Here is a 13,046-nt window from a genome sequence, read left to right on the forward strand (position 1 = left end):
AAGTTATTATGGATATAGAAACTGCCCGCGAATACTGCTTAGCCAAGAAAGCAGTCACAGAATGCCTTCCATTCGATGAGTATTCACTTGTAATGAAAGTTATGGATAAAATGTTCGTACTGATTGATCTGGAGTCCTCCAACAAAATTTGCATGAAGTGTGACCCTGAGTATGCCATAGAGTTGCGCGAACGTTACTCAGCCATCGAAGGCGCCTATCATTTTAATAAGAAATACTGGAATCAGGTTTTTCTTAATGGAGATGCAGACGATAAGTTGATAAAGAGTCTCATTGACCATGCTTATGAGGAAGTCTTAAAGAAGTTCACCAAGAAAATGCGTGCCGAATATGAAGCCTTACCCTGACATGAATAAAGAGCCCAACGTACATCTTCCCTCTGCGAAATTTCCTGTTCCCCTCCTCGTATTAATGGAAACAGACTCCACCAATCGGCACTTAACGCAACTTTGCGATGAACAAGGAACCGATATTCCGGAATTTATGACGGTGATTACCGAACGCCAAACTGCCGGTAAAGGACAACGTGGCAACAGTTGGGAATCGGAAGATTGTAAAAACATTACATTCAGCTTCGTACTTTACCCTACATTCATTGAAGCGCGTCAACAATTCATTCTTTCCCAGCTCATCTCACTCTCCATCAAAGAAGAATTGGATGAATGGGCTGAAGGTTTTTCCATAAAATGGCCGAATGACATTTACTGGAATGAAAAGAAGATTTGCGGCATACTGATAGAGAATGACCTTTCAGGACATCATATCGGACGCAGCATTTCCGGTATCGGAGTGAATATCAATCAGGAAGTTTTCCGAAGCAATGCCCCTAATCCGGTATCTCTAAAACAGATTACAGGAGAAGATCATGACCGATATCTGATACTTGCCAATATTATGAAACGAATAAAAGAGTACTATACCCTTTTGCAAACAGACTGTTCAGGTAAAACAGCAGACTTAATCAACACCCGTTATGCTCATTCCCTATTCCGTCGGAATGGCTTTCATCGCTATGCAGATGCGGACGGCGAATTCATTGCCCACTTGCTACGCGTAGAACCGGATGGGCGATTTATTCTTGAAGACCAGGCAGGAAAGGAACGTGGATATTTGTTTAAGGAAGTACAATATATTCTTTAGAGTTCAAGGCACAACTAAAAGTTAGTATCAACTTACCCTCACTACCCTCACTTTTAAAATAGATTGATGATAATTAGACTATTAGGTGTGAGTGAGAGTAAAAATCGGGCGTGAGAGTAAGTGACCTACTCTCACGCCCGATTTTTACATTTTACGTCATAACTACCTTTATTACAACACAATACTTTACATTTAGTGCATATATCGGACGAGTCTGTAATCCAATATTTTTAGCCTTCCTTCCCCGCGTAAATGGCGGATATGCCCCATTGCAGTCGTTTTCATCATACCGCATATCCTTTGGAAGTCACCTTTTGTCATCATGTGGTTTTGACTGAAATAGCTGGTCAGTGGAGTGTTCAACATAAGAGATTATTTTGTTTACTCTTAAGAAACATTCCGTTCACCCTTAGGAATGATTGGACACCAACCTTGGTCAACAGGCTTGTTAACCTTGGTTGATCGGCTTGTTGACCGTCATTAACGAGCCTGTTGACCAAGGTTAACATCCAATCAGACTTACTACCAAGACACCAAACAAGCAGAGCAAAGTCAAATGCCCCCCTATGTATTTCTCAATTACTATTGAAGCTTTTACTCTGAAATGAATGGGCTGAACTTTTTTGAAATAAATGTAGAATAATATGTTTAAAGCATTATGGATCTCTCACCTACCTACCACTGATTTATTATTCAGCCACAAAAATAGAATACATTATCGCCAAGAAAATAAAATATTTTCCAAAGAAACACTATCTTTGTAGGTATGAAAACAAACACACGATTCATACTACTAACCTGCCTACTGCTATGCTTCTACGCATGTGACAGAAAACCTTACCCGCAATCACTGATTATAGCGGACAGTTTGGCAAGCATACAGCCGGATAGTGCTATTACTCTATTAAAAACACTGGAAGACAACATAAAGACAGAATCAGAGTCTACGCAAATGTATTATCGATTACTCTGCATCAAAGCAAACGACAAAGCATATATACGCCATACTTCAGACAGCTTGATACTTCCTATACTACATTATTATATAAAGAAAGAAGATGAAAAGCATTTGCCGGAAGCTTACTACTATGCAGGACGAGTGTATAGGGATTTAGGAGATGCACCACAGGCATTAGACTATTTTGAAAAGTCCTTAGAGACACTCCCAAAAAACAAAAAGCATAAACTTAAAAGTTATATTTACAGTCAAATGGGAACATTGTTTCTATATCAAGGTTTATATAATGAAGCATTGGAGATATTCAAGAAAAAATATGCATGTGACATAGATTTAAAAGACAGCGTTGGTATTATTTATACTTTAAGAGATATAGCTGGTACCTATCGTGATATAAATCAAAAAGATAGTTCAATTTATTACTACCAAGCAGCGTATGATTTGGGAAAAGAACTGAAAAGACAAGATCTCATCAACATGGTACAAAGCCAGATTGCTGGCCTTTACATACAGTCTAAAAAGTACGATTTAGCAAAAATTGCCTTGCAAGATGCCCTGACTGACATTAAACATTCCAATAAAAGTGGTATTTATTCCATTGCAGCAAAACTATATCATAAAATAGGAATGACAGATTCCGCCGTTTATTATTATAGAGCTTTATTAGACTTTGGTACTATTTACGCCAAAGAAAATGCCCATCGCAGTTTGGCAGAGATTACAATGAAGGAAAACAATTGTCTGCTTGCCATACAACACATTCAAGCATACCTTCAATGTGTTGACTCTATTCAAAAAATCACTTATACGGAAAGCCTGCACCAAATGCACTCATTATATAACTACCATTTACGAGAAAAAGAAAATTATCGATTGAAGAATGAAAACCAAAAGAAGGCCGATTACCTCAAATATGGCTTAATAGGATTTGCAGTTGTCATAGCCTCTTTCTTTAGCTACCATCAGTATAATAAACGCAAAAAACAAGAACTAAAGTATCAGCTTCAAAAGGCTGAACAAATGAAAGTTGAAAATTACAAAAAGAGCCAACAATTCATAGAGGAAAACAATGCCCAAATCCGAGAATTGGAGAAAAAGTTGAACGATATGAATTCTGCAAACGAAATTTTAAGAAAAGAAATACAAGACCAAAAGGAATTGCTCTGCCAAGAAACACGCCGAGCAGAAATAGAGCAAAGCAAACAAGAAAAGGCACAAAAATCCCTGTTCGATTCCGACATATGCCAATTACTCAAGAAAAGACTGCTCGATCCTCAAGGACGTATATTCATCACCACTGAAGAATGGATAACCTTAGAAAACACCTTGAAAGAAATATATCCAAATTTCTTCGAAAAGTTAAAGGGTATTTATGCCTTCAATGAATTTCAACTACACGTTTGTATGCTCATCAAAGGCGGTTTTTCTCCTTCTGAAATAGCCAAACTGACCGAGCATCCCAAAGAAACCATTACTTCAACACGTAGAAGATTATACGTCCGAATCTTCCAGAAAAAAGGGAAACCTGAAGAATGGGATAATTTCATCATAACATTGTGAATCACATAGACAAAACTGCACACTGTGTGCAACATACAAATTCTCACTGCACACTACTATGCACACACATCTTTTACTTTAAAACACTTACAATATAAAAAAAGTGTGTTCTTTTGTAGCATTAAGAAACCAAAAATCTGGAACAATGAAACTGATAAAATCATTACTACTACTTATTAGCCTTTTATGTTGCCATAGTATTTTAGCAGAAGAAAAGGTAATAACACTCAACGACATCAATCACAATGACGAATGGGTAGAAGACGAACGCTCCATCACTATAAATCCCATTGCTACCATTGAGGGAAATACAATACGTATTTATTCAAACATAACAATAGAGAATGTGTCGATTGTTATAAAAGATCAATCCGACAATGTAATATATTCTAATACCAGTATAGTAAATTCACGATGCCACACGTTTGAGGTATTTGATTTACTAAAAGATGACTATATATTGGAACTTAAAATAGGAAATGATTCTTTTTATGGATGTTTTTCCAATTAAGACGATATCTAATGTACAAAAGAGCCACCAAGAGATAAGAAAACGGAGTCACTTACTCTTGCGAAAAAACGATCAATAGACTCCACCAAAAATTTAAATTATGGAAAAGATTACTGAAAAAGAAATGCTTGCCATCATGGGAGGTAAATTAATGGAACTGAGTGCATGCGACTTAGTCATTGCAGAAGGAAATGCTCATGGAAATGATCCTGACTATGATTGGGATGGCTGGAATGAAGCATTTGACAATGCATGTTTGTAAAAGTTCATGTTTTTCACCCAGAGAGCACGTCAACTTGTATAATACAAACTGATAATTCAAATATTACAGTTCAATTCATACAATTTGTTGTGCTCCCTGTGGTTAATTATAGTCCATTATGCATTGGATTTTAGAAATATCATTTTCATATAAATAGATTTAGATTCCAAATGAAAGTAAAATACATCATCTTTTTTATCTGCAGTTTAACAACTCACATATTATATGCACAGAAAGTAGAAGTTATTGAGCCTGCAGTGTTAGAATGTGAATATTACAAACGTGTAGTAACTGACACATTAGATAGGAAAAATGACTATAAAGCAGAACCGGCAAGACTCCGAATCGGGAAAAACAGTAGCATGTTCTATTCCCCAAGAGAATTGCGGTGGGATTCGTTAGGAACAGACAGAAAAAAAAGAGCCATGATGTTTATAGAATACTCAAGAAAAACCGGAGGAAAAAGTCCAAGCGGGGTTTTCCATGAGTATGTTTATAAGAATTTTCCAGAAAACAAGGTGACAGTATTCAATCATTTCGCTCTGATGAATTGGACCTATGAGGAAGAGTGGGAAAAACCACAATGGGCACTAAAAGATTCCACTAAAGTAATATTGGAATATTCCTGCCAACTAGCCATTAGTCATTATCGTGGACGAGTCTGGTATGCTTGGTTCACTTTTGACATTCCTATCAGTGAAGGACCGTGGAAACTATGTGGATTACCAGGGCTGATTTTAGAAGCTTATGACAAAGACAAAGACTATAGTTTCACAGCTACAGGCTTAGTAAGCAAAGGAATACAACCAGTAGGCATTTATGACTTCTATGGACATGACTGGGCAAAAACTACCCGAAAAAAATATTTAGAGACCCGTTACAAAGAGTTACATACCGATCCGACCGAAAGAATGAGTACAATGTACGGATTGAAACGTTCTGAAGGAAAGAAAGAACTAAAACATCGCAATTACGACTTTGAAGAAACTGATTATCACTAGAAATACGACTCATCATGATGTCTAACAAATGCAACTTGACAGATACGCTCTATTGCTACAGCAAGCTTTACAAAAGTAGCATTCACAAAGAAGATGTGCAAATCTTATTGGAATCATCTCCTGCATATCCGACAATGTTGAGCTTATATCGTACTCTCCATTCTATTGAAATAGAATGTAATGTCATAAAGGCAAAATTTGAAGACATTGCAACGTTAAACAAGCCATTCTTGGCTCATCTGAAAGGTCAAACAACAGACAATATAATTCTCATAAAAAAAATAGTCAGTAATAATATTCTATGGTATAATACAGCAAATTCTCGTTTCTACAAAGAAAGTATTGACACTTTTCTAAAAAAATGGGATGGTATCATTCTATATAGTACAGATAAAGAGATTAGTATAAACAGAAGATGCATATATATCTATATAACTTTACTTTGCTTATTTGCTATCCCTTTTTTCAATATTATTAACTTAGCAATTGTTGCTTTAAATATCATAGGTCTTTATAGCTCATATATCATATTTGCACATGAAAAAGGAAAGCGTGGAACAGTATTAAATAAAATATGTAAAGTGGGAAAACATATTGATTGTGACAGTGTAGCACATTCAAAATTTTCACGTTTCGGTAATATTACTTTAGCTGATTTAGGACTAGTATATTTCGGAACAGCATTATTTTTTTCTTTTTCCCTTTTATATAATCCATTTAATATCAACACAAGTGAAACATATTCAGCAATACTCATCATTAGCTGTCCGTTCATCTTATATTCCCTATCCGTTCAACTTTATATAAAGAAATGGTGTATTCTATGCCTTTCGTTAGATTCTATTATAATATTGCAAGCCTGTCTTTTCTTTATCAAAGAAGATTTTAGTTTTACAAATACTATAACACCATTTTTTCAAATCTCGTATTTCTTTCCACTAATACTATTAGCTGTCATTTTATTAAAGAAGTACTCCACAACTAAAAGCCAATATATCGAACAAAAAATACATTCTTTAAGAATACATCGCACACCTTCTGTATTCAATTTATTCATTAATAAAGCAACAGTAATACGTCAAGATGAATATGGACTTAGTATTGGAGACCCCAATGCCCCCTTAACTATTACAACTTGGATTAGTCCTCATTGTCCCCATTGCACAGAAATTGTCAAGAACATGTTCCTATTCATTCATAATAAGAAAGTACAATGGAAAATCTATTTTGCCGGAACTGATCAAAATACAGAAAACAATAGGCGCTATATAGTAGAGTTGTATTTTATTGCTTTATTCATTTCAAATAAGACACAATTCCTAAATGCTATAAAACAATGGTATAATCATGACCAGACCCCAATATTCAAGAAACTATCAAAATACGGAATTAACAAAAATGCCGAACTGATATTAGAAAAGCACATATCCTATGCCAAAGAAATAGGAATAAAAGAGTACCCAACTATTTTTATAAACAACATACGGCTTCCACAAGAATATACCTTAAACGATTTATACTATATGATATATGATCATGATATTATAAATGTCCTAAATACCTCTAATACATGAAACGCCTCATATTATTACTATTCATGCTCCTCATTTTCTGCCTTGATTATGCTTTTTCTCAAAATACCATAATCGGACATGTATCGGACAAAGCGGATCAAACTCCATTGTCCAATGTGTTGATTGTCATGAAAAGCAAAACCACTTCAAGCATCATCCGATACACACAAACAAGCATTGAGGGCGAGTTTTCAATACCTATAAAGGAAACTGATTACGAAAATTGCTTACTGCATCTGTCCTTATTGGGATATAAGCCGCAGACAATGGAACTAAAGAGGAATGTTAACAAATTCAGGGTAGAGATGGAGGTAGCTGTCACGCACCTGAAAGAGGTAACAGTAAAGGCACAAAAAATAAGAGAACAAGGAGATACACTAATTTACAATGTGGCCAGTTTCAAGGATATACAGGACAAAACGATAGGTGATGTATTACAGAAAATGCCTGGCATAGACGTTGCAAAAAGCGGCGAAATTACCTATAACGGAACAGCTATCAACAAGTTCTATATAGAAGGGAAAGATTTGTTGGAAGGGAAATATGGCATCGCCACTAATGGTATTTCTCCCGATGATGTAGGTTCTGTGGAAATCATAGAAGACCACCAACCCATTCGCGTATTACAAGGAGTCAGTTTCTCATCCCAAGCAGCAGTAAACCTTCGCTTGAAAGAAAAGGCTAAAGCTAAATGGATAATTAACGCCTTAGCAGCAGGAGGTATTTCGGAACAGCCACAAAGCGGTTTATGGATGGCAGAACTATTCATGATGAGGATGAAACAAAGAACTCAAAACATTACCCTCTATAAAAGTAATAATATCGGAAAGAGTTTAGAGAAGGAAGTAAATAATTACACAGCTAAAGAAAACGATATTGCCGATTATATCCAGATAAGCGGCCTCCGGACACCTAATTTGGAAGAGAAACGGACATTATTCAGTCGTTCGCACCTATTCTCTTCCAGCAACTTATGGGCGATAAAGCAAGACTGGGAATGCCGCGCACAAGTGAATTACCTCAACCAACGCAATACGGGACAGACTTCTGCCCTTACCACCTACTACCTGCCGGAAGGAGATCGTCTGATAACGGAAGAACAGCAATCGGTGGAACATAGCCATAAATTAACTGCCCAAGTGAGTATTGAAGGAAACAAAGAGACATTCTACCTGCAAAACAGCCTGAAAACGGATATTGAATGGAATGATGTGGAGTTGGCTACCGCCGGAAGTCTTACCAACCGACAACACGCTTCTCTGCCAAACCGGAAAATAAGCAATGACTTCAAATTGATAAAGCGATGGGGCAGTCATCTCATCACTTTCAATAGTATCAACGCGTGGAACACCTTACCTCAAAAACTGACCGTAATCCGCAACGGGACAAGTAAGCAGAGAACGGACGAGTACTCTTTCTTTTCGCACGAACAAGTAACCTATGGTTTTCATTTCCAAGGTATGACACTTTCTTTGGAAGGAGGTGCAAAAGCGCAGTTCCGTACTCTTGACAGTCAGCTGTCAGGAGTGCCCGACTCATTGGGTACAAACATTCAGAGATGGAGCACCAATAACATCCAACTTTATGTTACGCCCAAACTGGAATACCAATACCACCGGGTAGAATTTACATTAGAGAGCCCTATCCGATACTACCGTTACTTTTTCTCTCACCAGATAAAAAATGAGAATGATTGGATGGCATCACCTTCCTTACGTATCAAATGGTATATTTCCCCATATCTCTATGCCCTATTGCGCGGACGAATCACTCCCAAAGAATGCGATTTGCACTCACTATACAATGGGCTGATATTGACTGACTACCGTACCCTGACAAGAGGCATGGACTTTTACTCCACCTCTGAAAGTAAATCACTTTCAACCTCCCTAAACTTCAAACAGCCCATGCTTGGATTGTTTGCCAACATCATGGTAATGAAATCGTGGAACAGTCAGGACTATTTGTCGGAACAAGAATTCATTGGCGATTATATCCTGCGCAGTTATCGCAAAACGCCCTCCCGGAGTGACACATGGACCGTGTTCGGAACAATAAGCTACAATGTTGATTTTTTGAAAGGAACAGCCGGACTAAATGTTATCTTTCGCAATAATAACCGCACGATGTTATCCGAAGGAATACCTACTAACTATACACAAGAAAACTATAGTGTAGCTGGACGTTTGAATGGACGCATCGGACAGGTTCTAAATTGGCAATACCGCTTGAGTTACAGTCAAAACCACTTAAAAATAGACAATCAGTTTCAGCAACGGCTCAACCAGTGGGAACATGCCTTATCACTAACAGCATCTTTCTGTAAAAGATGGAACATACAAGGGACAGGTGAATATTATCGGAATGAAATAGCTAGGAAACAATTCAAGAGTATGATACTAGCAGACGGCAAATTATCCTATAATCTGAACAGCCACATGGAACTTTCTGCAACAGTTTCCAATCTTTTCAACAAGAAAAACTATGCATATACCATATACAATGATCTGAGCAGTGTAGGCTATACCCGCATGATTCGAGGAAGAGAATTTTTCGTTAGTGTATATTTGAAGAAATAATATGAAAACTTTCCAGTGCTTTAAACAGCATGACAGCATGCAATGTGGTATAACCTGCATTCAGATGATTTGCAAATATTATGGTAAAGATTACAATTTGGATATTTTATCTAAATATTGCCCAGCTACATCAGAAGGTGTATCTTTATTGGGGATTAGTAAAACCCTGAATATATTAGGCCTAAATGCCGACGCTGGAAAAATGCCAATAGAAGAACTTGCCACAATATCTTTACCATGTATTTTACACTGGAAACAGAATCATTTTGTCGTACTATATCGATTAAAGAAAAATAAATATTATATTGCTGATCCTGGAAAAGGATTGGTCACTTATACTGAACAGGAATTAAAAAAATATTGGATTAGTACCCTATCCAATGGAGAAGAGAAAGGCGTAACGCTCTGCGTTCAACCAACCTCTTCTTTCTATGAAAAACAAGAAGAGCATAAGAGTGAAAAAAGTTCCTTCTCTTTCCTCTTCAATTACTTCCGTCAATACCGCCACTACTTCGGCCAAATCATCCTTGGTTTATTGATTGGCTGCATTTTACAACTTATCTTCCCTTTCCTTACACAAGCCATTGTAGATGTTGGCATCAAACATCAAAATCTCAACTTTATCTATCTGATATTGATAGGACAACTCATGTTAACTGTCAGCCGCACAGCCGTCGATTTCATTCGCCGATGGATATTGCTGCACATTAGCATGAGAATAAACATATCATTAGTGAGTGATTTCTTCATCAAGCTATTGAAACTTCCAATGTCTTTTTTTGACACCAAATTGATGGGCGACTTGTTGCAACGAATGAGTGATCATAAACGAGTGGAAAAATTCCTCACCACACAAACACTCAGTGTCATGTTTTCATTACTCAGTTTTATTGTTTTCGGATTTGTATTACTATGCTATAATTTACTAATATTCTGCATCTTTCTTGCGGGTAGTATCTCCTACTCCATCTGGATCACCCTCTTCCTAAAACGTAGAAAACAGATAGACTACCTCTACTTCGAAAAACAAGCCAAAAACAGCAATAAGACTTATCAACTCATCACAGCTATGCAAGAGATTAAGCTACAAGACTGTGAACAACGCCGTCGTTGGGAATGGGAAGACGTACAAGCCGAACTTTTCGATGCCAATATGAAGACTCTGAAACTGCAGCAGACACAAGAAGCAGGCAGTATCCTTATCAACGAGATAAAGAACATTATAATTACCGTAGTAGCGGCAACAGCCGTGATAAGTGGACAAATGACGTTAGGTATGATGCTTGCTGTACAATATATCATCGGGCAACTGAATGCACCCATTGAGCAACTGATGAGTTTTATCTACTCGCTGCAAGATGTAAAAATCAGCTTGGAACGTATCAATGAGATTCACGAAATGGAGAATGAGGAAAGCAATCCAGATGCATTCATTGAATTTCAAAGCAAAGACAAAAGCCTAAGATTAAAAAATGTAGACTTCAAATATGATTCACATGCACCCTACAAAATCCTGGATGGAGTAGATTTCACCGTTCTTGAAGGAAAAGTGACCGCCATCGTCGGTACTAGTGGTAGCGGAAAGACAACTATTATAAAGTTGTTGTTAGGATACTATCATGTGCTGGACGGAGAAATCAATATCGGAACAACCAATATCGAACGATTCAATATGAAATGGTGGCGTAAGCAATGTGGGGTCGTGATGCAGGATGGAGTAATTTTCTCCGAATCCATAGCCCGAAACATCGCAGTAAACGACGAAGAAATAGATAAGAAGCGATTAGCCGAAGCAGCACGAATCGCCAACATAGATGAGTACGTCAGACATCTACCGTTAAAATACAACACCCTCATTGGACAAGATGGCGTAGGATTAAGTCAAGGACAAAAGCAACGAATACTGATAGCACGTGCTGTATATAAAAATCCGCAATACATCTTTCTAGATGAGGCCACCAATGCACTAGATGCAAATAATGAACGAGTAATCGTCGAAAATCTACTGGACTTTTATAAAGGAAAAACTGTCGTCGTTGTAGCCCACCGTCTAAGTACCGTAAAAAATGCAGACCAAATAGTAGTAATAGATAAAGGAAAGATCATAGAAACCGGAGTACATCAAGAACTGGTTGCTAATAAAAAAGCTTATTACAACCTTGTAAAAAATCAATTAGAGTTAGGTAAGTAAATAAAAAAATAGAATTATGGAAAACGTAGAACTCAGAAGTGAACAAGTAAGAAAAATCATTGGGCAAATACCTCCGATATTAATACGCAGTGGAATTGGCATTATGGGGGCAATTGTGGCATTACTATTGGTTGCCACTGCATTTATTCCATATCCAGAAATACTTGAAGGAGAAGTCATAATGGAAGAAAGTGACAATAAGTATATATATGCCAAAGGTTTGCTACCCTATACCTTCGTTACACAAATTAAAAAAGACATGAGTGTTGAAATAGAATTAGAAGGTTTTAATACCAGAGAATATGGCCATCAACATGGAACCATATCATATGTTTCATCGGAAGTAATAACAGATAACAAGAAAAACTATTTCTCATTTATCATCATACTAAAAGAAAATCCCTTCATACAAAAAGGAATGAAGGGATATGCATCTGTCATATTGTCAAATAAAACATTACTAGAAAGAATCGTCTCAAAATAAAGTTATTTCTATTATTTAATTTCCGCTTCTAACTTCTTAATCTTTTCCAAAGTATTTCCTGCCTCCGTCGAAGGGAACAGCTGCAACACCCGCTGCAAATAATCTTTTGCCTTGGAATAGCCGTTAGAATAGACATCAGAAAGCCCATTACGATAACGGGCATATTGCATTCGTGTAGGAGAAGTTATCTTCTTATAATCATCTTCCAACTTTTTCTTTTCACGTTCTGCCTGTAAATAGAAATAATTTCCCAGAAAAATATTAGCTTGCAAATTATTAGCATCAAGTATCAATACCTTCTCATAAGTTTTTACAGCATCTTTTTCTTTACCCCGCATCATCTCCATTTCAGCACACGATACAAGAGCAGGAACATCGTCTGAATGATACTGCAGAAATTCTCTATAAAACAAATAAGCTTTGTCATAATTCCGCTTATGTTTATAATAAGTAGCCAACTCATTTACCAAACGCGGAGCTACAGCACTGTTTTTCTCCACCTGAGTCCAATAAAACATCTCAGTCTGATCTGCCCCAGCCTTTACCGACTGGCGAAACAGACTCACCGCATAGTCATCCTGCCCCTCAGATAAGGCAGCAGACACCTTTTGAAGCAACTCCCCGGCTGATTGTGCTGAGAGCACAAAAGGGAAAGCAACCATGAATGAAAATAGTAAGGTTAAGGTTCTCATCGCTTATTAATATTACCTAGTTTTTGTTTCCGCAAATATACTCATTTTTAGAACATTATGTATTATAAAAATTGTT

The 13,046-nt window shown here is 37.0% G+C and carries 12 protein-coding genes; 10 read left to right on the forward strand and 2 right to left on the reverse strand.

Going from position 1 to position 13,046, the window contains the following annotated elements; genetic code table 11:
* Positions 1-8: 8 nt before the first annotated feature.
* Together DW036_RS16325 and DW036_RS16330 are read left to right on the forward strand one after the other, a co-directional pair.
* Positions 9-365 (forward strand): MmcQ/YjbR family DNA-binding protein, encoded by a 357-nt coding sequence (locus DW036_RS16325; protein ID WP_118465335.1) that lies wholly within the window; start codon positions 9-11, stop codon positions 363-365.
* Positions 349-1,158 carry a biotin--[acetyl-CoA-carboxylase] ligase gene (locus DW036_RS16330; protein WP_022391966.1) on the forward strand — a complete coding sequence of 270 codons (810 nt, stop codon included), beginning with the start codon at positions 349-351 and terminating at the stop codon, positions 1,156-1,158. Before DW036_RS16325 ends, DW036_RS16330 begins: the two co-directional genes overlap by 17 nt.
* A 192-nt stretch (positions 1,159-1,350) precedes the next feature.
* On the opposite strand, the gene DW036_RS16335 is transcribed toward DW036_RS16330, so the two are convergent.
* Positions 1,351-1,524 (reverse strand): hypothetical protein, encoded by a 174-nt coding sequence (locus DW036_RS16335; protein ID WP_022391967.1) that lies wholly within the window; start codon positions 1,522-1,524, stop codon positions 1,351-1,353.
* A 502-nt stretch (positions 1,525-2,026) separates the two neighbouring features.
* Between DW036_RS16335 and DW036_RS16340 the strand changes: the two genes are divergently transcribed.
* The 8 genes from DW036_RS16340 to DW036_RS16370 all read left to right on the forward strand — a co-directional run bounded on the left by DW036_RS16340 (position 2,027) and on the right by DW036_RS16370 (position 12,278).
* The gene (locus DW036_RS16340; RefSeq protein WP_233560462.1) at positions 2,027-3,676 is read left to right on the forward strand and encodes a tetratricopeptide repeat protein; all 1,650 of its coding nucleotides are present in this window, start codon (positions 2,027-2,029) and stop codon (positions 3,674-3,676) included.
* 145 nt (positions 3,677-3,821) lie between these two features.
* Positions 3,822-4,187, forward strand: coding sequence for a DUF3244 domain-containing protein (locus DW036_RS16345; RefSeq protein WP_118465337.1), 366 nt, complete (start codon positions 3,822-3,824; stop codon positions 4,185-4,187).
* A 100-nt stretch (positions 4,188-4,287) separates the two neighbouring features.
* Positions 4,288-4,449 (forward strand): hypothetical protein, encoded by a 162-nt coding sequence (locus DW036_RS25570; protein ID WP_022391652.1) that lies wholly within the window; start codon positions 4,288-4,290, stop codon positions 4,447-4,449.
* Positions 4,450-4,619: 170 nt separating this feature from the next.
* A complete protein-coding gene (locus DW036_RS16350; protein ID WP_118465338.1) occupies positions 4,620-5,450 on the forward strand; it encodes a GLPGLI family protein in 831 nt (276 codons plus the stop codon).
* A 14-nt stretch (positions 5,451-5,464) separates the two neighbouring features.
* A complete protein-coding gene (locus DW036_RS16355) occupies positions 5,465-7,024 on the forward strand; it encodes a vitamin K epoxide reductase family protein (RefSeq protein ID WP_118465339.1) in 1,560 nt (519 codons plus the stop codon).
* Positions 7,021-9,603 (forward strand): TonB-dependent receptor, encoded by a 2,583-nt coding sequence (locus DW036_RS16360; protein WP_118465340.1) that lies wholly within the window; start codon positions 7,021-7,023, stop codon positions 9,601-9,603. The genes DW036_RS16355 and DW036_RS16360 overlap by 4 nt, the downstream gene beginning before the upstream one ends.
* A 1-nt stretch (position 9,604) precedes the next feature.
* Entirely contained in the window at positions 9,605-11,794 is a 2,190-nt protein-coding gene (locus tag DW036_RS16365; protein WP_118465341.1) for a peptidase domain-containing ABC transporter, read from the forward strand.
* Between the two features lie 16 nt (positions 11,795-11,810).
* Entirely contained in the window at positions 11,811-12,278 is a 468-nt protein-coding gene (locus DW036_RS16370; RefSeq protein WP_118465342.1) for an HlyD family secretion protein, read from the forward strand.
* An 11-nt stretch (positions 12,279-12,289) separates the two neighbouring features.
* On the opposite strand, the gene DW036_RS16375 is transcribed toward DW036_RS16370, so the two are convergent.
* Positions 12,290-12,970 carry a lipopolysaccharide assembly protein LapB gene (locus DW036_RS16375; RefSeq protein ID WP_118465343.1) on the reverse strand — a complete coding sequence of 227 codons (681 nt, stop codon included), beginning with the start codon at positions 12,968-12,970 and terminating at the stop codon, positions 12,290-12,292.
* Positions 12,971-13,046: the final 76 nt, after the last annotated feature.

Source organism: Bacteroides sp. AF39-11AC, assembly GCF_003474285.1.
Taxonomy (GTDB): Bacteria; Bacteroidota; Bacteroidia; order Bacteroidales; family Bacteroidaceae; genus Bacteroides.

Coding starts and splice junctions, on each gene's coding strand:
- DW036_RS16325 (WP_118465335.1), top strand. CDS start 9: ATGGATATAGAAACTGCCCGCGAATACTGCTTAGCCAAGAAAGCAGTC.
- DW036_RS16330 (WP_022391966.1), top strand. CDS start 349: ATGAAGCCTTACCCTGACATGAATAAAGAGCCCAACGTACATCTTCCC.
- DW036_RS16335 (WP_022391967.1), bottom strand. CDS start 1,524: ATGTTGAACACTCCACTGACCAGCTATTTCAGTCAAAACCACATGATG.
- DW036_RS16345 (WP_118465337.1), top strand. CDS start 3,822: ATGAAACTGATAAAATCATTACTACTACTTATTAGCCTTTTATGTTGC.
- DW036_RS25570 (WP_022391652.1), top strand. CDS start 4,288: ATGGAAAAGATTACTGAAAAAGAAATGCTTGCCATCATGGGAGGTAAA.
- DW036_RS16350 (WP_118465338.1), top strand. CDS start 4,620: ATGAAAGTAAAATACATCATCTTTTTTATCTGCAGTTTAACAACTCAC.
- DW036_RS16355 (WP_118465339.1), top strand. CDS start 5,465: ATGATGTCTAACAAATGCAACTTGACAGATACGCTCTATTGCTACAGC.
- DW036_RS16360 (WP_118465340.1), top strand. CDS start 7,021: ATGAAACGCCTCATATTATTACTATTCATGCTCCTCATTTTCTGCCTT.
- DW036_RS16365 (WP_118465341.1), top strand. CDS start 9,605: ATGAAAACTTTCCAGTGCTTTAAACAGCATGACAGCATGCAATGTGGT.
- DW036_RS16370 (WP_118465342.1), top strand. CDS start 11,811: ATGGAAAACGTAGAACTCAGAAGTGAACAAGTAAGAAAAATCATTGGG.
- DW036_RS16375 (WP_118465343.1), bottom strand. CDS start 12,970: ATGAGAACCTTAACCTTACTATTTTCATTCATGGTTGCTTTCCCTTTT.